This is a genomic window from Sphingomonas sp. SRS2, from assembly GCF_000971055.1.
Classification (GTDB): domain Bacteria; phylum Pseudomonadota; class Alphaproteobacteria; order Sphingomonadales; family Sphingomonadaceae; genus Rhizorhabdus.
Map to the genome: position 1 here is coordinate 1 of NZ_LARW01000080.1, position 21,765 is coordinate 21,765.

General features: G+C 62.3%; 17 protein-coding genes and 1 tRNA gene. 8 read left to right on the plus strand and 10 right to left on the minus strand.

Translation table 11 applies throughout. The features are described 5' to 3' along the window. The first annotated feature begins 138 nt into the window (after positions 1–138). The gene (locus tag WP12_RS09845) at positions 139–1,479 is read left to right on the plus strand and encodes a recombinase family protein (protein WP_268794729.1); all 1,341 of its coding nucleotides are present in this window, start codon (positions 139–141) and stop codon (positions 1,477–1,479) included. Positions 1,480–2,051: 572 nt separating this feature from the next. After that, a complete protein-coding gene (locus tag WP12_RS09850) occupies positions 2,052–2,936 on the plus strand; it encodes a tyrosine-type recombinase/integrase (RefSeq protein WP_200894486.1) in 885 nt (294 codons plus the stop codon). A 49-nt stretch (positions 2,937–2,985) separates the two neighbouring features. On the opposite strand, the gene WP12_RS24800 is transcribed toward WP12_RS09850, so the two are convergent. Further along, on the minus strand, positions 2,986–3,222 hold the full coding sequence (locus WP12_RS24800) for a hypothetical protein (protein ID WP_152663947.1): 237 nt from the start codon (positions 3,220–3,222) through the stop codon (positions 2,986–2,988). Between the two features lie 316 nt (positions 3,223–3,538). On the opposite strand from WP12_RS24800, the gene WP12_RS09855 reads away from it, so the two are divergent. The 3 genes from WP12_RS09855 (at position 3,539) to WP12_RS09865 (ending at position 8,389) form a co-directional block, all read left to right on the plus strand. Then, the gene (locus WP12_RS09855; protein WP_046193543.1) at positions 3,539–3,880 is read left to right on the plus strand and encodes a DUF4286 family protein; all 342 of its coding nucleotides are present in this window, start codon (positions 3,539–3,541) and stop codon (positions 3,878–3,880) included. A gap of 297 nt (positions 3,881–4,177) precedes the next feature. Next, the gene (locus WP12_RS09860) at positions 4,178–6,154 is read left to right on the plus strand and encodes an oxidoreductase (protein ID WP_046193544.1); all 1,977 of its coding nucleotides are present in this window, start codon (positions 4,178–4,180) and stop codon (positions 6,152–6,154) included. Between the two features lie 36 nt (positions 6,155–6,190). Continuing rightward, the gene (locus tag WP12_RS09865) at positions 6,191–8,389 is read left to right on the plus strand and encodes a TonB-dependent receptor (RefSeq protein ID WP_084691070.1); all 2,199 of its coding nucleotides are present in this window, start codon (positions 6,191–6,193) and stop codon (positions 8,387–8,389) included. Between the two features lie 215 nt (positions 8,390–8,604). Here WP12_RS09865 and WP12_RS09870 read toward each other — a convergent pair whose 3' ends face one another. Beyond that, complete coding sequence (locus tag WP12_RS09870; protein WP_084691071.1) at positions 8,605–9,522, minus strand: VOC family protein; 918 nt, start codon at positions 9,520–9,522, stop codon at positions 8,605–8,607. Between the two features lie 242 nt (positions 9,523–9,764). On the opposite strand from WP12_RS09870, the gene WP12_RS09875 reads away from it, so the two are divergent. Then, on the plus strand, positions 9,765–11,012 hold the full coding sequence (locus WP12_RS09875; RefSeq protein WP_046193547.1) for a thiolase family protein: 1,248 nt from the start codon (positions 9,765–9,767) through the stop codon (positions 11,010–11,012). A 12-nt stretch (positions 11,013–11,024) separates the two neighbouring features. Here WP12_RS09875 and WP12_RS09880 read toward each other — a convergent pair whose 3' ends face one another. The 7 genes from WP12_RS09880 to WP12_RS23430 all read right to left on the minus strand — a co-directional run bounded on the left by WP12_RS09880 (position 11,025) and on the right by WP12_RS23430 (position 18,778). Then, positions 11,025–11,930 carry an alpha/beta fold hydrolase gene (locus WP12_RS09880; protein ID WP_046193548.1) on the minus strand — a complete coding sequence of 302 codons (906 nt, stop codon included), beginning with the start codon at positions 11,928–11,930 and terminating at the stop codon, positions 11,025–11,027. 56 nt (positions 11,931–11,986) lie between these two features. Then, complete coding sequence (locus WP12_RS09885; protein WP_046193570.1) at positions 11,987–13,831, minus strand: FAD-dependent monooxygenase; 1,845 nt, start codon at positions 13,829–13,831, stop codon at positions 11,987–11,989. Between the two features lie 25 nt (positions 13,832–13,856). Further along, positions 13,857–14,660, minus strand: a complete 804-nt coding sequence (locus WP12_RS09890; protein ID WP_046193549.1) for an SDR family NAD(P)-dependent oxidoreductase — start codon at positions 14,658–14,660, stop codon at positions 13,857–13,859. 36 nt (positions 14,661–14,696) lie between these two features. Further along, positions 14,697–15,104, minus strand: a complete 408-nt coding sequence (locus WP12_RS23425; protein ID WP_052730302.1) for an ester cyclase — start codon at positions 15,102–15,104, stop codon at positions 14,697–14,699. A 21-nt stretch (positions 15,105–15,125) separates the two neighbouring features. After that, entirely contained in the window at positions 15,126–16,757 is a 1,632-nt protein-coding gene (locus WP12_RS09900) for a bifunctional 3-(3-hydroxy-phenyl)propionate/3-hydroxycinnamic acid hydroxylase (protein ID WP_046193550.1), read from the minus strand. A gap of 120 nt (positions 16,758–16,877) precedes the next feature. After that, positions 16,878–17,876, minus strand: a complete 999-nt coding sequence (locus tag WP12_RS09905; protein ID WP_046193551.1) for a LysR family transcriptional regulator — start codon at positions 17,874–17,876, stop codon at positions 16,878–16,880. Positions 17,877–17,950: 74 nt separating this feature from the next. Then, positions 17,951–18,778, minus strand: a complete 828-nt coding sequence (locus tag WP12_RS23430) for an alpha/beta fold hydrolase (protein ID WP_052730303.1) — start codon at positions 18,776–18,778, stop codon at positions 17,951–17,953. 185 nt (positions 18,779–18,963) lie between these two features. Between WP12_RS23430 and WP12_RS09915 the strand changes: the two genes are divergently transcribed. After that, positions 18,964–20,211, plus strand: coding sequence for a CaiB/BaiF CoA transferase family protein (locus WP12_RS09915; protein ID WP_084691074.1), 1,248 nt, complete (start codon positions 18,964–18,966; stop codon positions 20,209–20,211). Positions 20,212–20,255: 44 nt separating this feature from the next. Next, positions 20,256–21,110 carry a fumarylacetoacetate hydrolase family protein gene (locus WP12_RS09920; RefSeq protein ID WP_046193552.1) on the plus strand — a complete coding sequence of 285 codons (855 nt, stop codon included), beginning with the start codon at positions 20,256–20,258 and terminating at the stop codon, positions 21,108–21,110. A 565-nt stretch (positions 21,111–21,675) separates the two neighbouring features. Here the strand turns inward: WP12_RS09920 and WP12_RS09925 are convergent. Beyond that, positions 21,676–21,762: transfer RNA gene (locus WP12_RS09925), tRNA-Leu, on the minus strand. Between the last annotated feature and the right edge of the window lie 3 nt (positions 21,763–21,765).

A 21,765-nucleotide genomic window follows, 5' to 3' on the forward strand; every position in this document is an offset into this window, starting at 1 on the left:
CTCCACAACCAACATCCCGATCTCGCCAACTGACAATCCAGTCGGCCGTTTAAACCATCGAAATGAGGGGTCCCTTTTAGACGCCGATCACCCCGCTAAGGGGGTCCTTTTTGCACGCCGATCTACATCCTGTACAAGATCGACCGGCTCACCCGCAGTCTCGCCGACTTCGCCAAGATCGTGGAGATTCTCGACGCAGCGAGCGCCAGCTTTGTCTCGGTGACCCAGGCGCTCAATACCACGACCAGCATGGGGCGCCTCATGCTCAACGTGCTGCTGTCCTTCGCACAGTTCGAGCGAGAGATGACCGGCGAGCGGATCCGCGACAAGATCGCCGCTTCGAAGAAGAAGGGCCTGTGGATGGGTGGGCCCGTCCCTCTCGGCTACATCGTGCATAACCGAAAGCTGATAGTCGAGGAACAGGAAGCTGAAACGGTTCGCCACATCATGCGGCGCTATCTGGCGCTGTCATCGGTCAACGAGCTGGTCGCTGAGCTGGAGCGGGACGGATTTCGGACCAAGGTCCAAAGGCAGGCCAGCGGCCCGCATCGTGGTGGGTGTGTCTTCAGGAGGGGCACGCTGTATCATCTGCTCCGCAACCGCATTTATCTCGGCGAGATCGTCCACAAGGATGCCGCCTACCCCGGCGAGCACGAGCCCATCGTGCCGATGGAACTCTGGCACGAGGTTCAAGACAAGATGGTCGCACAGGCAAGCGGCGGAGCGAGGCGCGGCCGCGTTCGGAACCCGAGCCTGTTGATCGGCTTGATCGTCGACGGGCTGGGGCGCGCCATGACGCCCACCCACGCAAAGAAGGGTTCGCGAAACTATCGCTATTATGTGACCCGCCCCGAGCACATAGACGATGAGCCTGCGTGGCGTGTGTCAGCGTATGATGTCGAAGGCCTTGTCTGCTCCCAGCTCGCGGACTTGCTCCGGGACGAAGCGAAACTGATCGACCTGACGAAAGCGCAGGCGCTTGCGGCGGACCAGACTCAGAAGGTCCTGTGGGCAGCCGAACGTGCTGCCTCGACGTTTAAAGCTGGATTCCCACCCGACAAAGAGATGCTGCTTCACAAGATGATCGAGCGGGTCAGTTTGCACGATCAGCAGATATCGATCGAGCTGAGGTCAGACGGGCTCTTCCAGCTGCTGGGACTGGACCCTGCCGAAATAGCACCGATCATTATATCGACCGCAGCGGTACGGGTCCGGCGCGGTCATCAAATCCGGCTGATCATTCCAGGGCCGGCCACCGCGAAGACTGTGGAGCGCAACCGTGATCCAAAGCTCGTGGCGGTGATCGCTGACGCCGTTACGGCCAGAGATCTCGTTGTGTCATCGAGCGGCAAGTCGCTGCAGCAGATTGCTTTTGAAAATGGTCGGTGCCGGAAACGGCTGGCGAAGCTGCTGGCGGTGAGTTTCCTGGCCCCCGATATCGTGACCGCCATCGTTGAAGGCGTCAACCATCCACCTTGACGCCTACGGCGCTACTCGCGGTCGATCTCCCGATGGCGTGGCACGAACAACGAAGCCTGCTCGGCGTCGCCTGAATCCGACTGGGGTCAGAAAGCGGGCCGCCTGAGACGCGGCCCATTTTTTTCGAGCATGAGGTGCCGAACGGCCCGTCTCATGACCGCAGTCCACGGCGCGTCGCTCAAAAATCGCGCGGAACTGCGGGAGAATCAAGGGCACCGCCGAAGCGGTGACTCTTTCATCCGGCTCTTATGGACTATTTGGTGCGGTCGAGAACTTTTCTTGGCCTTAGGATTTCAGCCAAGTATCTGAAATCCATATATTTGTTCTTACCAATCCTTACTCAGGATTACTTGTTCTGACCTGCCCTTGTGCCATTTGTGCCACCGTGGCTAGGCCGTTCGTGCATCCTAAATTCAGCACGAAAGATACCACCGATGGCTACCATTCAGAAGCGCAAAAACTCGTGGCGGGTCCAGGTCCGGCGGCGAGGAAGGGCGGTTTCGGCGACATTCGATACAAAGACGGAAGCGGAGATCTGGGCGATCAAGGCAGAGGGCAAAATCCTCGAAGGCGTGTCGCCGGCCACGATCCTCAATATCCGCGTCCCGCAGGTCGGAAAGACCGCGGCCGATATCTTCAAACGCTATGCCGACGAGGTCTCTCCAAATAAGCGCGGTGGCCGCTGGGAACAGATCAGGCTCAAGGGCATGGCCAATCGCTTTCCTGTTTTCGACCAACCGATCGTAGCGATCACCGGGCCGGACATCGCCGAATGGAGAGACACCAGGTTGCTTTCGGTCTCGGCCTCATCGGTGAATCGCGAGCTTTCCCTCATCTCCACCGTGTTTACCCACGCGATGAAAGAGTGGCGCCTTGGTTTGACGTCCAACCCGTGCACACTCGTCGCCAAGCCGCGAAAGGCCCGGCCGCGCAGGCAGCGCATTTCCATTGCTGAACGCGAGCAGATCATTGATCAGCTCGAATGGGACGGGAAGAGCGAGCCAAAAAAGTCAGGGCAATGGGTGGCATTCGCATTCTACCTCGCGCTCGAAACCGCGATGCGAAAGGGCGAGATCCTCTCGCTGCGATGGTCGGACATCGATTTCATCGCCCGGCATGCCCATCTGGATATGACGAAGAATGGCGACGAGAGGTTCGTGCCTCTGTCGAAGGCTGCGATGAAACTGCTGAAGATCGTGAAGCACCGATCCGCTTCCGCGCCCGTGGTGCCGGTCCAGACGGGGAATTTTGACAAGCTCTTCCGGGCGGCCCGCCGCGATGCCGGCCTGTTGCACATCCATTTTCACGACAGCCGGCGGGAGGCGGCGTCGACCATGGCGCCGAAGCTCTCCAACGTGCTGGAACTGGCAGCGATCACCGGCCACAAATCGCTCGCGATGCTGCAGATTTACTACAAGCCAAGGGCCGCTGACCTCGCGGCTCGTCTCGACGCTTGAAGTGCTGCGACCTCAAAGGTGGCACCCGGCTCTGCGGGCTCGGGGCGAGTCAAAATTTACCAATCAGATCAGCTGGTGGCCTCTCAGGCGCTGTCAGACGGCGAGCCGATTTTCCCGTTGGATTTCCTGCGAGAACGAAGCCAACAAGGACCAATTCAGAGGCGGGAAGACGATAATTAGCTTTGTCTCCAGCGGCGCTGTACTCGGGCATGCTGCGGCATTTCTTGACGGCGGCGTGGTGGATCGAGCCAGTCGGCGACGAGTCGTCCAGCGTGTGGGCGTTCATTGTGGGCGTCTTTCCGTCTACACGAGTCGGGCCCGCACCGATCGAGAGACACCGACGGTAATGATGAAGGCGTTCAAGCTGATCGAGGTGTTCCGCCAGATGGACGACGGCCCCCTTCGCCCCTGATTACCAGCCCCCCCAATCAGCACATCTGATCTGTGGCGTGCGAGCGGCTCTATGCTGGTCGATGCGTGGCGGGCGGATCGTACGCCATTGTCAATGCATAGCACATATCTGTAGACGCGATAGCTGATTGGCGGCACGTCAGATATACCACGGCAATAACTTTGGGCTGACGCCGCGCCGTGGAGGGGTCATGAAAAAATACAAGCTGATCGTCCTGAGTAATGCCGCCGACGAAATGCATGATGAATTCAAGCGTTGGTACAAGGATCAGCACCTCGGAGACGTGCTCCGTGTTCCCGGTTTTGTCGGCGCGCAGCGCTTCGATGCCGTCCTCGACGTAGAGCCTCAGACGCCCTACCGTTATCTGGCGGTCTACGACATCGAAACCGATGATCTGGCGGCTACGATCCAGGGTCTCAAGGATCGCTCGGATACCGCCGAGATGCCGATCTCTCCCGCACTGGATCTCGATAACATCTTTGTCGTGCCCTTTGAGGCCAGCACCGAACACAGGACCGCGGGACAGGCATAGTCGATCTGGCTCGCGGCTGTCCCGGCCAACATGTTTGCCATGCCGCGTTGATATAGTTTGACCGACAATGTTCGATTATCACCGGAAGACTGGAACAAAAAACACCCGAGATCAGATGATATCGGAGAGGCGAGGAAAGATGCGCTGCGCGTGAAGGCACAAAACGTCGATAAATTACGGCGTATTCATGTGTCTCCGACATCAAGCCACAGTTCTTTATATATATATATGCTTCTCTTCGGGAAGTCAGATTTCATGTTACCCGATAATGCTTCGACTATTGGAAGAACAGATTGAATGGCTCTTGATATTGTCTTCCGCTCTCTTGCCATCGGCCCTGTAATTGTTCCCAATCGGGTGGTTCGGACGGGGCATAATACGGGTTATGCGTGCCCCGATATCACCGATACATTCATCAACTATCATCTGGAACGTGCCAAAGGGGGATGCGGCTTGTCCATCCTGGAGGCCGCCTGCGTGCACCCGTCCTCGCGGCTGAACATGGCGAACATCTCCGACATCGTCATCGACGGCTATTGCAAATTGATGACCGCCGTCCGGCCTCATGGCATGAAGGTCTTCCAGCAGCTCTGGCACGGCGGCAATCTCTATTTCGGCTATGATGGCCCGCCCTGGGCGGTCTCGACGATCCCCGGCTATTTCGGCGTGGTCGGCAAGCCGATGTCGGGAACCGAAGTCGACGAACTCGTCGCCGCTTTCGCCGCCGCGGCTCGCCGTTGCCGCGATGGCGGGCTCGATGGAATCGAGCTCCACGCTGGTCACGGCTATCTCTTCCACCAATTTCTTTCGCCGCACTATAATAACCGCAGCGACAAATGGGGCGGGAGCATTGAAAACCGCAGGCGCTTCCTTATCGAGACTTTGCGCGCCGTACGCGCCGCGATCGGTCCCGACCTGGCGATCGGCATCCGGCTGAGCGCGAGCGAAGCCACCGACGGCATCACCGACGACGATAACCGGGCGCTTCTCGAATTCGTCCAGTCGCAGGGGCTGGTCGATTATGTGAACATGTCGAAGGGCGATTACCACCGCATCGATACGATGATCGGCGCGATGCACAATCCTACCGGCTACGAGCTGTCATCGGCGGCCAGAACGTTGCAGGCGGCGAGGGTGCCGCGCCTTGTCGCGGGCCGCTTCCGTACGCTCGAAGAGGTGGAGCAGCTGCTTCGCGACGGCGACGCCGATCTCGTCTCGATGGTGCGCGCGCAAATCGCCGACCCCCATCTCGTGCGGAAGACCCGCGAAGGTAAGATGGAGGAGGTTCGGCCCTGCATCGCCTGCAACCAGGGTTGCCTCGGCGGATCGGTGCGTGAGAATTTCATGGCGTGCCTCGTCAACCCCGCCACGGGCCGGGAGGCCGAACTCTCCGAGGACCTGCTCCAGAACTGCGACAGGCCTCGCAAAGTCCTGATCATCGGCGGTGGCCCCGCCGGGATGGAGGCTGCGCGCGTTGCAGCGCTTCAGGGGCACCGCGTGACGTTGGTCGAAGCGCGCAAGGGACTGGGTGGAACTGCCGCACTCGGCAGCCAGGTTCCTTATGCGCATACCATGGGCGACTTCCTGAACTGGCAAGAGCGTGAGCTATATCGCCTGGGCGTCGAAATTCGCCTGAACACCTATTTCGAAGCGGCGGAGATTCGCGCCGAGGCGGCCGACATTGTGATCATCGCCACCGGCGCTATGCCGCGCTCCGACGGCTTCCAGCTCAACGATCCGGGCCGGGTGTTGCGCGGGCACGATCTGCCGCATGTCGTATCATCAGTGGATCTGCTGTCGGAAATCACCCGGCCGCTCGGCAAGACGGCGCTGGTTTCTGACGCGGTCGGCCACTTTGAGGCGGTCGCCGCTGCCGAACATCTTCTGGCGCAGGGCGTGGCGGTCACCTTCCTGACGCATTTGCCGCAGTTCGCGCCCTATGTAGCCACCACCTTCCGGGATCAGCCGACGCTGGAGCGGTTTTATGCGACTGGCGCTTTCACGCTGCTCAGCCGGCATCAACTCATCGCGATCGAGCCGGGCCAGTGCATCGTGCGGCCTTCGGAAAGCGGCGGCAATCAGGGCTATGCGGTTCTGGCCGACACCGTCGTGCTCGTGCAGCCGAATGAGCCGCTTCGGTATCTCTACGACGAATTGCGCGACGAGAGCGCTGACATCCGCCTGATCGGCGATGCGCTCTCGCCACGCGATATCCAGATTGCGGTGAGAGAGGGGCACCTTGCCACCCGCGATCTGCACCTCATGCCAAACTGACCGCCAAGCGGCGGCGATCTAAAGGGGGAGTTCAATATGACACCATATACTATGCGAAAGAAGGCGCGTCTTTTCACTTTCACGGCGGCGGACGCGATCGCGATGAGCCTCGCCGGCGCGGCGCTGGTCCTGCCCGGCGCAGCGCTGGCGCAAGATGCCGCCGCATCGATCCAGGCGGCCGGCGCTGATGCAGGCGGGATCGAGGAAATCGTCGTTACGGCGCAGAAGCGTGTCGAGCGACTGCGGGACGTGCCGATTTCGATAACCGCGCAATCGGGCGCCGAACTCGAGCGTCGCGGCGTCTCCGATACGCGCGATCTCGTCAGCGTTGTGCCCGGCCTGACCATGCAGTCGGTCGGCGCCACCGTTCAGCCATCGATCCGCGGCGTGACCACCCAGCTCGCCGAGCCGGGCTCGGAGGTGAATATCGCGACCTATGTAGATGGGGTCTATCGTCCTGATCCCTCGGTCGGCGCTTACGACCTGCCCGACATCAGCCGTATCGAAGTATCGAAAGGGCCGCAGGGCACCTTGTTCGGCCGGAACGCGACCGGCGGCGCCATACAGATTTTCACCAAGGATCCCGAATTTACGCCCACGGGCAACATCACCCTCGGCTATGGCAATCTCGACGACAGGACGGCGAAGGGCTTCCTGACCGGCCCGGTGGTCGCCGACGTCGTCGCCGTCAGCCTTTCAGGCTCTTATCAGAAGCATGACGGCTATATTCGCGACCTGTTCTTGGGTGGCAAGGCGGGCCGGCTGGAGAGCAAGTCGGTACGCGGCAAGGTGCTGATCAAGCCTACCGATACCGTCAAACTGCTTCTTTCGGGCTATTATAGCGATCGTTTCGACGAGAATGGCGAAACCTTCCAGCCGCTCAACGGGAACACGCTCGCTCGCGTCCTTGATCCCACCTCGATCATCCCGACCCGCAAGCGCGAGACGGCAAGCAACCAGCGCGGTGAGGTTTCTGTGAAAAGCAAGGGCGTTAGCCTTAGGGCCACCGTCGACCTGCCATTTGCGACGCTGACCTCGATCACCGCATATGACAAGCTGCGCAGCCGCATCATCCTCGACGGCGATGCGACATCGACCAACGTCGCGAACTACAATGTCAGCGGCCGCAATCGGGACTTCACCCAGGAATTCAACCTGGCGTCGAACAGCGACGGGCCCGTTTCGTGGATCGCCGGCGCGAATTATTATTTCGACAAGAATTTCTTCGATCCCAACGTCATCAATCCGGGCGCGGTGTTCATCGTCGCTGGTGTGACAACGCGCTCCTACGCCGCGTTCGGCGAGCTTTCCTATAAGCTGACCGATCGCCTGTCGCTGACCGGCGGCGTGCGCTACACGCATGAACATCGTGTCGCTGACGCCGTCTTCAGTTTCGGCGCGCCTCCCGCCAGCGTTCCCCGGCTGGGGGTGAAGAACTACAACTCGGTCACCCCGCGCGGTACGGTCAAATATCAGGTCGACGACGACTCGAACGTCTACTTCACCTACACGCAGGGCTTCAAATCGGGTGTGTTCAACCTGTTCTCGCTGAACCCCAACGCGCTCAAGCCGGAGAAGATCACCGCCTATGAGCTGGGCTACAAGACCCAGGTCGGACGGCGATATTCACTGAGCGCCGCGACTTTCTACTATCGCTACACCGACCAGCAGGTGAATGCGCTCACCAACGTCAACGGCATTCCATTGACGTCGGTGCAGAACGCCGCATCCGCGAACATCTACGGCGGCGAAATCGACGGCTCGTTCGCGGTGACGAAGGAATTTTCGTTTCGCGCGGGCGTTTCCTATCTGCACGCGCGCTACGACAAGTTCGTCAACGCGTCGGTGCAGGTGCCCACCGGCCTTGGCGGCAACCGGACAATCGTTATCGACGCCAGCGGATTCGAAGAAATCCGCAGCCCGGAACTGACCGTGACCCTCACGGCCAATTTCGAGAAGGAATTCGACGCCGGCAAGTTCGACAGCTCGGTGACGCTCTATCATTCCGATCACTACTTTCTGGACACCGGCAATCGGGTGCGTCAGCCCGGCTATGAGACACTCGCCGCCCAGGCCAGCTTCTCCTTCGCGCAAACCGGTCTCCGCGTAGGCGTCTGGGGCAAGAATCTCACCAATGCCGACGTATTTGTGTCGAACCTGATCAGCGACCTCGGCGATCCGGTGCAATATGGTACGAAGCGCACCTATGGCGTCACGGTCGGATATTCCTTCTAATATCCCATCAGTTATCTAGGGGCCGGCCCTTCGGGGCCGGCCTTTTTTTGTGGCGCGGATATCCGGAACTGAGATGTGTGCGAACCGGGTGAGGCGCTGTCGGGATGCGCCGAGGGCAGGCCCGGCGCGCGGCCGCGCCGCGCTGACCAGCCTAATGGAGGCGTCGTGGTTCCGCCGCCCACTCCATGGCGAGAACCGCTCGTCGATGTCCGCCTTCAGTTGAAGGGCTTATGCCCCCAGCGGCTGTCGGTGTCGTAGGTCGAGGTTTCCCAGCATTGGCCTTCCTCGATCTGGACCGGGCCATAGGCGACCTCCAGCTGAAAAGCTGACGGCGCGACGACGTAGAAGGAGATAGCCCCGTCATTCTCATGCAGGCCTACATCGCGGGGAATGCGATAGCCCAGCCGCTTGCAGCGGATTGACGCGGCTCCGACATCCTCCAGCGTCGCTACTTCGACCATCAGATGCGCGATCGTCTTCATGCCTTCGGGTCGCGGACCGCTGGTCTCGGCGATTGCGAAGGAATGATGGCGCTGGTTCGAGTGCAGAAAGGCGATCGAAGTCACCACGCCATTGCGGTTGATCTCGACCCAATCGGTGGGATTGGCACCGATCATTGTCTTAATCTGTTCGCTTGCGTCGGCCATATTCTCGACCAGCACGGCGATATGGCCGATACCCGATGATCCGGCTGCGAAGGCGGAGAGCCCGTTGAGCTTCAGCGGTTGGTCGCTGATCACCGGATCGCAATAGATTTCGAACGGCAGACCCATCGGACCACTAAAGGCGATGGCCTGGCCGACGCCTCGCAGGGCGGCGTCGCTTGCGCTCAATGGCCGGACATCGATCGACAGGCTCCGCAGATGGCGCTCGACGGCGGAGAGTTCCTCCGCACCATCGACTTCCCAGCCGAACCAGGCGACATCGTCGCGCGGGCCTTCCCACAGGATGATGCGCCGGCTGCGCTCATCAAGGCGGAATATCAGCTTCTCGTCGCAATATTCGACGTGAAAGCCGATGCCGTCGCGGCCGAATTTTTCCCAAGCTGGGAGATCCGAGACTTCGACGCCCACGTAACCCAGGCGAATAGCCGGCAGGCGGGGACCATCCCTCGTCACGTCCTCTGACGTCATATTCTCGTCCGCCAAGATATTCCTTTCGAAAGCTCAGAACAGTTCACATCGCACTTTCGACATGCTGCGCTGCGAGGCGAACGAGACCCGCCCGGCGTGTCTCCGATTATCGTGGATAGGGGGACCAAGCCATCGCCCAGCGATATACCGCCCATGAGCATGCGCGATGACTTGGCGACCTCAGCTGTGCAATTGCATCGTCGCAACGGCGCTTCACGCCGCGATAATCCGGGAGAACGGCCTTGCCTGATATCTACATCGGCGGCGTTGGCGTGACGCCGCTCGGCAAGCATTTAAACCGCTCGATCCGCGATCTGACCGCCGAAGCAGTAGCCGCAGCGCTCGCCGACGCCGGCATCGAACGAGAGCAGATCGAAGCGGCCTGGTTCTGCAACACGCGGCTTGGCGCGCTCGAAGGACAGCATGGCATTCGCGGACAGGTCGTGCTGCGGTCATGCGGTTTCGAGCGAATTCCGATCTTCAACACCGACAATGCCTGCGCAAGCGCGAGTTCGGGGCTGTTTCAGGCTTATGCCGCCGTGCGAGCCGGCTTGTTCGAGGCGGCGCTGGTGGTCGGGGCCGAAAAGATGAATTACCCCGATAAGCGAACCGAGATGTTCGAAGCGTTCAAGGGAAGCTGGGACAGGGAGCTTTCCGAGAAGCATATGGGCATGTTGCGAGCCGCGACCGCCGATTGGGAGCTGCCCCCGGAGGCGCGAGCGGGTCCCGCCGAGCGGTCGGTGTTCATGGAAATGTACGCGCTCCAGGCGCATCTTCACATGAAGACGTTCGGCACCACGGCGCGGCAGATCGCCGAGGTCGCGTCGAAGAACCATTGGAACTCGCAGTTCAACCCGATCGCCCAATATCGCTTCCCGGTCACGGTTGAGGAGGCGCTGGCCGACAGGATGGTGGCCTGGCCGCTGACCCGCGCCATGTGCGCGCCGATGAGCGACGGCGCGGCGGCGATCGTGGTGATGTCCGAAGCGGTGGCGCGGCGCAGCGCCGCTGCTCGCGCCGTGCGCATCCGCGGCATCGGCGTCAGCAGCGGCAGCGTACGCACCGCTGAGGCGGCCGAACAGCATCTGACACGGACTGCGGCGGGCCGCGCCTATGCCATGGCCGGGGTTGCGCCGGGCGACGTCTCGCTGGCCGAAGTTCATGACGCGTCGGCGATCGCCGAGATCATCCAGAGCGAGCATCTCGGTTTTTGCGCCTTGGGCGAAGGCGGGCCGCTGGTCGAAAGCGGCGCGACCCGCCTGGGGGGACGCCTGCCGATCAACAGCTCGGGCGGGCTGTTGTCCAAGGGGCATCCGATCGGCGCCACCGGCGCGATCCAGCTCGTCGAACTTGTCGAGCAACTGCGCGGCGAGGCCGGCGAAAGACAGGTGGAAGGCGCCCGGATCGGCCTGGCTGAAAATGGCGGCGGATTTCACGGCGTCGAGGAAGCCGCCTGTGTCGTCACGATACTGGAGCGGCCGAACCTTTGAGCGGCTGGCCAATCAGCTTGCGCCGGGCCTCACCACGCCTGGGATGTCGCCGATCGCTGCACCCTTCAGGAAGGCGATGCTGGCCCGATTGAAAGCGTCGGCCTGTTCGAACTGCGCCCAATGGTCGCACCCGTGCATTTCGATCACCTGCCCCTGCGGCGTCAGTTCGGCGATGCGATAGGCGCTCTTGAGAAATTTGTTGTCCACATCGACGGCGGCGACGGTCAGATAGGGGATCGTCAAACTCCGCCAGTCGGCTTCCTCCAGTACGAATTCGCCGTTGGTCATATGCAGCAGATGCGGCATCGCGCGGCGCATTTCGGGGCGGCGATACAGCGCCAGCCTGACCGCGACGAGATCAGGAATGACATCCTTTTCATCAAGCATCAGATCCCGAATGACGCCATGGATGCTATCCCAGCTCGGTTCATCGACGGCGCCCGAGCGTCGCGCCTTCAAAGCCGCGACGAAGGCGTCATGCGCCTGCCGGTCTAGGATGATGCCAGCCGGCGATATCGCCACGATCCGCTCGACCTTTTCCGGCTCGTCAAGAGCGAGGCGCGACGCGATCCACGACCCCAGCGACACGCCGACGAAGCCGGCGCTCCTGATACCCAGCCTGTCCATGAACGCGCTCAGATGCGCTTCGTAGATCTTCGCGGTATAGGGATAATCGGGCTTGTCGGTCAGGCCGCAGCCGATCATGTCCAGCGCGAAGACGTGGAAATGCAGGGCGTAAGGGCCTATATTCGCACAGAAATTCTCGAAGCTTCCGGCCGTTCCGTGCAGCAGGATGAGTTTGGGAGCGTCAGGCGAGCCCGCTTCCAGATAGCGGGTCGACACGCCATCGACATCGATCCACGCGAGGCGATGGGGCACGTCGAAAAGATAGTTCCAGATGCTGCGATATTCGCTCATGTATCGTCTCCGGCTGCGCGCGTGCGTGCAGCGCATATGGGTCGGGCAAGGCGACTCTAGCGCCCGGCGTCCTGCAATTCATTGCTGGACTGTGGGGCGCCCCGCGCCTGCCGGGGCGGCCCCCTGCCGAGCGCGCGGGTCAGAGCGTCGCCCAGTTCGCGCGCGGCGTCGATGCTGGCGGACGGCGCGCGGAAGGCGACATGGCCATCGGGACGCACCAGGATCGCGCCGCCGTCATCATGCCCACGCAGCCGTGCCCAAGCGCCATCGCGATCGGACAGGCCGTCCGCGTTGATCGCCAGTGCGGTGATCGGGGCGTCATTGTCCGTCGCGGCGGCTTTTGCGGCGGCCAGCCACGCTTCGCCTTTCTGCCCCGCGATCAGCAGGAACTGCCCCGGCTTAAGCAGGCCGTGCGTCGTTACCGGACGCCCGTCACGTTCAAGCCAGGCATGGGGCAGGCGATGGCCCGGCCGCGCCGACGCGATATAGGCGTTGCCGATCGGATCGCGCGGGGGCGGCGGCGTGTCGTCACCGGTGACGACAGGGCTGTGCGAATATTCGAAGCCCAGCTCGACATCGAGACCCTGAAATTCGCGGCGCAACGTTCCGTAGAATTCCTCGAGCCGCCGCCGCCGAACCCGGCCGTCATGCGTGTCGGAGAAAAGCGCCCGAAGCGCGGCTTCATTATGCTCGGGCGGCGCGGTCGGGATAACGCCAAAACCGGCGGTCGCCGCGAGGTGGTTGTAGAAATTGAAGGTCGACCAGTCGACATTATGCTGTGCGACCGGCCGGCGTTCGATCTCATAGCTGTCGAGCAGCGCGGGCGCCGCCCCGTTGAGCACGGCAGCCAGTTTCCACGCGATATTATGGGCATCCTGGATCGCGCTGTTCAGGCCGAGCCCGCCCATCGGCGGATGGCGATGCGCCGCATCGCCGGCGAGCAGGACACGCCCCCAGCCATAGCGATCCGCCACCACGCCTTCGACCATCCAGTGGCTGATCCGCAAAATGTCCATTTCGAGTTCAGGCAGATTGAGAATGCGGCGGACGTCGCGGTGCGCCTGATCCTCGCTGTAATCCTCCACGCCCTCCTCATGAACCGGCAGGATCACCCCGATGCGCCATTCGGGGGCGTGTCGGTCCCAACGATCGGGTCCCTGGCAGACAAGCCCGCCGCGGTTCCAGCTGCCGTCCGGCGACGGCCGCGTGATCATGCGGATCACGCTGTCGTCATCCTGCAGATAGGGCGACAGGTCTGCGCGGAAATGGATGCTGGTCATGTCGATGAACGGCGGTCGGCCGATCATCTTCGCGCCGACCAATGGCCCGAGCGTGCGTCCGCCGTCGGCCCCGATGACGTAGCGCGCCCGCACCTGCCATGTGCGCCCGGTATCGCGCTCCAGCACCGTCGCGGTCACCCCGGTCTCGTCCTGGTCGATCCCCGACAATTCCTGTCCGAACAGGATGCGGCCCGGATTGCGGGCGTCGGCGTGGCGCTTGAGCAGCGGCTCGAGGTGCAATTGCGGCATGTTTCCGCAGGTTTCGGCGGTAGCCGCCGCATATTGCTCCTGCAGTGCGCCGCCGCCCCAGGAATCGATGCGGTGAAACATCTTACGGTCCCACGGGGCGTCGCCGCCAAGGCCGGTATACCAGGATGTCGTGCGCAGATTGGCCGAAGGCGTGCCCTTCGCCAGGATCTCGTCGGCGACTCCGGCCTGGCGGAATATTTCCATCGTACGGGGGTTGAGGATGTGCGCCTTGGGCAAAGGCGAGGTCATCGGATGCCGTTCGATAAGCATCGCATCGACGCCGAGATCCGCGAGCAGCAGCGCCGCGGTCAGCCCGCAGCCGCCACCGCCAACGACCAGCACATCGACATCGGTTGGTTTATCCTGTGTCATCTTCACCGCTTCAGTCTTGCAGGGGTCAGGCGAAGCTGTAGCCGCCGCCGACATTGATCGTCTGGCCGGTGACGAAGCCGGCTTCGGGGCTCGCGAGATAGGCGACGCAATGCGCGATATCCTGCGGCTGCCCGCGGCGCTTGACGCATTGCCGTGTCAAATGCTGATCGAAGAAAGCGGCCGTGGCGGCGGGACTGTCGAGCATGCTGTTGACATGATCGGTCTCGATCAACCCGGGCATGACCACATTGGCGGTGATCCCGTCCATCCCCGCTTCATGCGCGAGAACGCGGGTGAAGCCGATCACTCCCGCCTTGCTGGCGGTATAGGTCGCTAGCCCCGGCGCGCCGACCGTATCCACCGAGATCGACGAGGTGTTGACGATCCGCCCGTAGCCGCGACGCCGCATATGGGGCAGCACGGCCCTTGCCAGCAGGAAAGTCGCATCGAGATTGACCTCCTGGACTCGCCGCCAGTCGCTCAGGCTGAGATCGTCCAGCGAGTAAGGGAAAAAGGGATAGATCGCCGCCAGGTGAGCGAGGATGTCGATCCGCTCGTAGCGCATCGCCGTTTCATCGGCGAGCGCGGCCACGGCCGCCTCGTCCGCGATGTCGATCGCGTGAGCATGTGATGAGAAGCCCTGCTCGTTGAACGCCGCAGCGACGCTCTCGGCGCGCTTCGCATCGATGTCGGCCACGACGACCGTGGCGCCCTGTTCGGCCAGCACCTTGGCGGTGGCGAAGCCGATGCCTTGCGCCGCCCCGGTGACGATCGCCACCTGTCCCGAAAAACGGTCTCGGAGCGGCGAGCCCGATGGAGTGTCTGTCATCTTCAAATGATTCCGGAAACTGAGGGCTGCGGCGCGTCACGCCGCTGGAAATGCGCCGACTTGGCGCAGCATGGCGATCTGGTCGAATACGCCGTTGACGCTGCTGACCTTGCCGTCGCGGACCGTAAGCATCGAGATGCCCACCGCCTCGACAGGATTCCCGCTCGCCGGAATCCCGGCGAACTCGCCGAGATGGGTTCCCCGCAGCGTGAACCGGACAACGACAGTACGGTCATTGGCGACGACATCGTCGATAACATGGACGTAGTCCGGGAAGGCTGAATAGAAGCCGGCAGCCAAAGCTGCGTGATCGGCAAAGGTCAGCGGCGGATTGCCGGAGATATGCGCGACATAGTCTTCATTGCACAGCTCTGGCGGCGGCCCATGAAGCCGATCTTCCTCCGTAAAATAGAGCCTGCCGAGCGCTTCATTGGCCGCTGACATCTGAACCTTCTCCTCGATTTTTTAGTGGCTGGCGCCCTGATCGCCCGCATGTTCCAACGCACGCGCGTCGCCCGATCCCTTTGTCGCGAAGAGCTGCGCGCGCAGGCTCTCGACGATGGCTGGAAGATCGTCGAGATTCCAGACTGCGCCAAAAATGTAGAAGTCCGGCCGCGAGATTACGGCGCGCATCGACTCGCGATCGGTGAAAAACGCCTCATAGGCGCGATCGATTTCCAGCGCCCCCTCGACGTCCGGGTCATGTCCGACGGTGATCGCAGTGCAGCCGATGCTCTCGAGAAAAGCGCGCTGTTCGGCGTTCAACGTCGCCAGCGGATCGCATTCCCAACCGATCAGGTGGAAGCCCCAGCCAACGACATCGTCGAACCGGCCAATCTCGCCGCGATATTTGACGATGCCCTGCTCCATCAATTCGCCGGCATATCGCCCGAGTTCACCATTCTCATCGCGGTAGAGCACGCCGCCGACGAGGGTCGGATCGGGCGGCGGGGGCGGCATCTCGCCGGCGCGGTACATACGGTCACGCTCGGCGGCCTTGACCGGATCGGTCTCGCAGGCCAAGCGGCCGAGCGCGATCGATCCCTCGATATGCACGCGAACATGTGGCTTGCGCTCTTCCTGATAGGTGTCGAGCAGCGCTTCGTCCGAGACGCCGCCGAGCACCAGATGCATCTTCCAGGCGAGATTGATCGAATCGCGCAACGCCGCGCACCCGCCTTGGCCGAGGAACGGCGGCATCAGATGGGCGGCATCTCCGACCAGGAACACCCGGCCTTTGCGCCAGCTTGGCGCAAGCTTGCCCTCGAACTTGTAGATGACCTGGCGATAGATGTTGACGTCTTCTCGCGTCAGACCCCAGGCCTGCGCAAGGAAGTCATAGCCCACTTCCGGCACCAAAAGCTCGTTGTGGTCGTCGTCAGGATTGATGACGAATTCGAACCGCATCCGCTTCCGGCCGATCGGGATATAGGTGATGTTGCGGCCCGGATCGCAGATCGAAAAAGGCTGGTCGAGCTGCGGGAGCGGTTTCAGGCGGTCGCAGTCGACGCTCAGGAAGGCGGACTGGAAGCCGAAATCCTCGCGTTCGAAGCCGAAGGTCTCGCGAATGAAGCTGCGCGCCCCGTCCGCCCCGACCAGATAGCGCGCACGGATCGATCGGCTCGGGGTATCGCCGCCGCCATAGCCGACGTTGCGCTTGCGCGCGACAACCGTAACGCCCGACGCATTCTGATCGGCCGATATGACTTCCCAGCCCTGGTTGACGTCGGCCCCGCGCGCGCGCGCCGCCTCGTCCATCTCCTGTTCGGCATCGGGCTGGTAGAAGCAGATCCGGCCAGCGAAGCCGCACATATGCAGCCCACGCCAATCGACGCGGGTGATCAATTCGCGGTCGGCGTCGAGCAGCGAATAGTGGCGCGGAACCGCGGAAACCCGCAGGCTGCGATCGATATCGCCGGCCGCCTGCAGGATGCGCGCGCCTTCGCCATCGACGCTGATCAGCCGAGGCGCGCCGTATAGCGACGGGAATTTCTCGAGGACGCAAACGCGATGGCCGAGCCTCGACAGAACAGACGCCAGCGAAAGACCGGCCAGGCCATAGCCGCAAATCACGACATCGAAATCAAAATCAGCCAAGCTGAGAACCTCCGCAATATTTGTCGATTATCGCTCGACATGGCAGCTACAGTTTTGGCGCCCCCGCCCGCGTCCACGATAAAGCCGTTGTACCTTCGTACGGACAAGGGGAAAGCCAAGCTATAACGCCTCGCTATGGCTAACATGCTTAGCAGCGGCCATTCGATTGCCCATTCTCGCGGTATTATCCGACTCCAGGATGAGTTTGCTGATCAGTTCGGCGACGATCCGAACGGCGCGCGACATCGGCTTGGCCTTGCGTGAGGCGAGCATCAGCCGGCTCGCCGCCTTGGGCTGCAGCGGGATGGCGGCCACTACCCCCGCCGCCAGCTCCGCGGCGACCGCGATGCGCGGCAGAATCGTGAACATCGGCGGCGTGCTCCGCACCAGATCCTTCAGTACGGTGAGGCTGTCCACCTCGACCAGCGGCTTGAATTCGATGCCTTTCCGCTTGGCGATCCGATCGAACACGCGCCGCGATCCGAACGGCGCGCTCGGCAGGACGAGCGGCAGTTCGACGAGCTGCTTCACCGGAAAGGACTTCTGCGCCATGATCGGGTGGTCGGGGCTGCCGATGAGGTAGAGCTCCTCGGCGAGCAATTCCTCCTGCAGAAGCGTCTTGTTCGGACTGGGCCCGACGAGAACGCCGATGTCGACGTCGCCATTGATGAGCAGGCTGTGGACGTGGCCGGTATGTCCTTCGCTGACCTGCAGCCGGATTTTAGGGTGGCGGGTTCGCAACAGCATGATGAGTTTGGTGGCGATCGTCGCGGCGACGCTTGGAATCACACCGAGGCGGACGTCGCCGGTCGGGTCTTCACGCGTGACATTAACCGTGGTGCGCACATCATCCATCAGGCTGAAAATGTGCGCGGTCTTTTCGAAGACGGCTTGGCCGACGTCGGTGAGCTTGACGCCGCGACCGTAGCGATCGAGCAGAATGGCGCCCAGTTCGGTCTCGAGCGCCTGGACCTGCCGGCTCAGGGCCGGTTGGGCGATGTCGAGGAAGTCTTCCGCACGGCTGAAGCTGCCGAGCCGGGCGACTTCGTAGAAATAGAGCAGCCGCCGCGAGTCCAGCACGGTGAAGCGGCCCTCGAGCTCGTCGCTATCATAGGCCATCGCTCATCGCTCCCCAGCCGCGACGCGCGCATTCGGCGACGCATGGTCGAAAACGGCCAATAGGCGGCTGGCGTTCAATGGCGTTTCAAGAATTCGACGAGGATCGCGGCCAGCTTCTGCGGCTGCTCCGCTGCGAGGATATGCCCCGCGCCCTCCATCACCTGATATACGCAATCGACGGATGCATCCCGGATCAGTTCGGCCGACTCCGCCGGTGGAGCGACCATGTCGCGCGCGCCAGCGACGATCAGCGTCGGCGCTGATATTCGCCCGAGCAACGCGGGCATATGCGTGTCGAACAACAATCGCACCCCGGCGCGGTACCCCTCGATCGTCACGAAGTCGCCCAGCGTCATGACGTGGTCGCGCGCTGCCTGCGGGGAATCGGGAGAGCACAGCATGCCGGCGAGTTCGGCCGGGGGGCGCAGCAGAAACGCACCCGGATCAAGCCAGCCTGCCAGCATCGGCACTCGGCTCTCCTCGGCAAGGGCGCCGAAGCCGAGGGGCGGCGCGAGCAAGGTGAGGCTGCGCACATATTCGGGGTGCTGATCCGCGAAGTGGCTGGCCACCACCGTTCCGAGCGAACTGCCGACGATGTGCGCGCGGTCTATGCCCAATGCGCCGAGAAGCTGCTTCAGCGCGGCCGCGAAGCCGATCTCGTCGCGCAGCCCGGCGCTGCCTCCAAATCCCGGCGCATCCCATGCGACTATGCGAAAATATTCGCCGAGCAGCGGGAAGAGCGACCGAAATTCCAGCGCATTCGATCCTAGGCTGTGAAGGTAGACAAGCGCGGGCAGATCATTCGCCTCGCTCTCCCGGAACGCGATCGATCCGCCTTCGAAGCGGATTGAGCGCAGCATCGGCGCAGCTTGCATCGGGGAAGGCTCCTGGTGGTCGGGCATCGAAACTCCTGCAGGCGATATATCCAGCTTCCGACCGCTCTGCTCCGAGAGCGGCCGACCTGCGCTTGTCATCCCTGTCGCGACAGGGTCTACAGGTGTCGCGATCCTCTTCTCATGTTCCATGCGCATGTCACCCATAACGCCATGCTATAGGTCAGACGACGCTTTGCTGTCTAATCGGGCTCATGAACGACAATCCTGGCAGCACTACATCCGCGGCTGGTTCACGGACGGCGCCCTCCGGCGAAGGGCCCCTCAACGGCATTCGCGTCATCGAGATCGGGTCGATGGTCGCGGGCCCCGTGGCTTGCACCTTGCTGGGGGACTTCGGGGCCGAAGTCATCAAGGTCGAGCCGCCGGGCAAGGGCGATCCGATCCGCGCGATCGGCCCCTTCGTCGGCGATGAAAGTCTCTGGTTCCAGGTGGAGGGACGCAACAAGCGATCTATGACGATCGATCTGCGCCGCCCCGCGGGCCAGGCGCTGTTTCGCAAGCTGGTCGAAACCGCCGACATCGTGATCGAGAATTTCCGCCCCGGCACCTTGGCCAAATGGCAGATCGACTATGCCGCGCTGAGCAAAATCAATCCTGCCCTGATCATGGTCAGTCTTTCGGGTTTCGGGCAGACCGGCCCCTATGCCAGCCGGGCGTCCTACGACAGGATCGCGCTCGCCTTCAGCGGCCTGCTGGGAGCGACCGGTTATCCCGATCGCCCGCCGGTGCGCCCCGCGACCGCGATCGCCGATTATCAGACCGCGCTGTTTGGGGCCTTTGGCGCGATGCTCGCGCTCTATCACCGCGATGCGCGCGGCCGCGAAGGACAATATGTCGATCTCGCGCTGTTTGAAGCGGTCTTCCGCTTTACGGATGTGATGATTACCGCATTCGACAAGCTCGGCATGCCGCGCGAGCGACGCGGCAACCGGCATTTTGCGGCCGCGCCGGGCGATCATTTCGAGACCCGCGAGGGCGGCTTCCTCGTGCTGACATGTTCGGGCGACAGCGTGTTCGAGCGACTGGCCACGGCGATGGACCGCCCCGACCTGCCGCTCAACCCGGATTTTTGTACGCATGACCAGCGGTGGCGGAATATCGACGCCATCAACGCGATTGTAGGCGAGTGGATCAAGTCAAAGCCGACCGCGCAGATCCGGGCGGCGCTGGACACGCATCAGCTGGCGTATTCGCCGGTCTATGGCCCGCAGGATATCCTGCAGGACGCTCACTACGCGGCTCGCGAAGCTATAGCGGAGATCGACGTGCCGGGCATCGGCGCGATCAAGATGCCGGGCGTCTTCCCGAAACTCTCGGCCTCGCCGGCGCCGCCGCTGAAGCCCGCGCCGCTGCTCGGCGCGGACACCCAGGCTATATTGGACGAGCTTGCGGTTCCAGCCGATCAGGCCGCGCAATTCCGGGCGGACCGGATCATCTGAGTTCAGCCTGACGGGCTGCCTACTTCAATATTCGGGGGATATCCGTGAAGCTCGTAACGTTCTCGACCGGGGAAAAGCCGAAAATCGGCATCGTGCGGAATGACGTGATCCACCCCATCGAGCAGCTTGCGCCCGATGCCCCCGCCGAGATGATCGACCTTATCGCCGAGTGGGACCGGCTGTCGGCGCGGCTGTCGAGCGCCGAGGCCGAAGCGCCGATTGCGCTGGCTGACGCCCGGCTGCTGCCGCCGATCCTCAAGCCAGGCAAGATTCTGGCGATCGGATTGAACTATCGCGATCATATCGAAGAGGTTGGCATGGACGTGCCGACCGAGCAGCTATGGTTCTGCAAGCAACCCACGGCGGCGAACGGCCCCTTCGCACCGGTCGAACTACCGCGGGTAGCGGAGTCGCTGGACTATGAAGTCGAGCTGGTCGTCGTCATCGGCAAGCGCGGCCGCCATATAGCGCGGGACGACGCCCGCAATCATGTCTTCGGATATGCCGTCGGGAATGATTTCACCGCGCGCGACTGGCAGTTCAAGACATCGCAATGGGTGCTGGGCAAGTCCTTCGACACCCACGCCCCGTTCGGACCCTGGATATTATCGGCCGACGAAATCGAAGATCCCCACACGCTGGATATCCGCTGTACCGTGAACGGCGAGCTGCGGCAATCATCCAATACCCGCCATCTGCTGTTCGATATCTGGACGCAGATCGAGCATCTGTCGGAGGTGATGACGCTTGAGCCTGGCGACCTGATCTTTTCCGGCACGCCGGGAGGCGTGGGGATGGGATACGCCCCCCCGAAGTTTCTATCGGTCGGCGATCAGGTGCGTTGCGAGATCGAGCAGATCGGCGCGATCGAGAATTTGATCGTCGCGGAGGCAACGTAGCGGTCGCCTAGCCGACTGAAAAGGCATGCGACAAGGCCTTGGCCGGGCGGGGGGTGAGGTTCGCCCAACCGCCGGGTCCGCTGGTTGAGTCGGCCGGCTCGCCAATTGCGAAGATCATCGTCAGTTGTACTTCGAGCAGCGTGCTGTGCCGATCCGGCCGCTGACGATGACGCCGATTTGGGGGGCGCTCGGGGGGTAGTGGTTCATAGCCGGTAGGCGGCCGCCGGGGCGGGCATTGCGCTAACGCGGCGTTGTGCGGCGAGGATGATTTCGACGTTTAAGCATCCAGAGGAAATCGCCCGCAACCGATGCGTGTCAATAAGGGCGCCAGATGTTAGTGCCTCCATGTCCCTGTCTGAATTTCCGGAAAAGCACTCTGGAACGGCCTGGGCGGGATGGATGGGAACTGTCGTGGCCCAGCAGTGGTTTGCCCTATGCTCACCCCATGTCGATGGCCTTTGCAACATCGCGATCGCGGTCAAAAGGCAAGTTTGGTGCGATTAGCGGCGCACCAAACTTCGAATTGTGCCAAAATCCCTAAAAAACTTAACAAAATCAATGCCCTTGGTGCGGTCGAGAAGACTCGAACTTCCACGGCCTTTCGGCCACAACGACCTCAACGTTGCGCGTCTACCAGTTCCGCCACGACCGCACA

Coding starts and splice junctions, on each gene's coding strand:
- WP12_RS24800 (WP_152663947.1), bottom strand. CDS start 3,222: ATGAACGCCCACACGCTGGACGACTCGTCGCCGACTGGCTCGATCCAC.
- WP12_RS09855 (WP_046193543.1), top strand. CDS start 3,539: ATGAAAAAATACAAGCTGATCGTCCTGAGTAATGCCGCCGACGAAATG.
- WP12_RS09860 (WP_046193544.1), top strand. CDS start 4,178: ATGGCTCTTGATATTGTCTTCCGCTCTCTTGCCATCGGCCCTGTAATT.
- WP12_RS09865 (WP_084691070.1), top strand. CDS start 6,191: ATGACACCATATACTATGCGAAAGAAGGCGCGTCTTTTCACTTTCACG.
- WP12_RS09870 (WP_084691071.1), bottom strand. CDS start 9,522: ATGACGTCAGAGGACGTGACGAGGGATGGTCCCCGCCTGCCGGCTATT.
- WP12_RS09880 (WP_046193548.1), bottom strand. CDS start 11,930: ATGAGCGAATATCGCAGCATCTGGAACTATCTTTTCGACGTGCCCCAT.
- WP12_RS09885 (WP_046193570.1), bottom strand. CDS start 13,831: ATGACACAGGATAAACCAACCGATGTCGATGTGCTGGTCGTTGGCGGT.
- WP12_RS09890 (WP_046193549.1), bottom strand. CDS start 14,660: ATGACAGACACTCCATCGGGCTCGCCGCTCCGAGACCGTTTTTCGGGA.
- WP12_RS23425 (WP_052730302.1), bottom strand. CDS start 15,104: ATGTCAGCGGCCAATGAAGCGCTCGGCAGGCTCTATTTTACGGAGGAA.
- WP12_RS09905 (WP_046193551.1), bottom strand. CDS start 17,876: ATGGCCTATGATAGCGACGAGCTCGAGGGCCGCTTCACCGTGCTGGAC.
- WP12_RS23430 (WP_052730303.1), bottom strand. CDS start 18,778: ATGCCCGACCACCAGGAGCCTTCCCCGATGCAAGCTGCGCCGATGCTG.
- WP12_RS09915 (WP_084691074.1), top strand. CDS start 18,964: ATGAACGACAATCCTGGCAGCACTACATCCGCGGCTGGTTCACGGACG.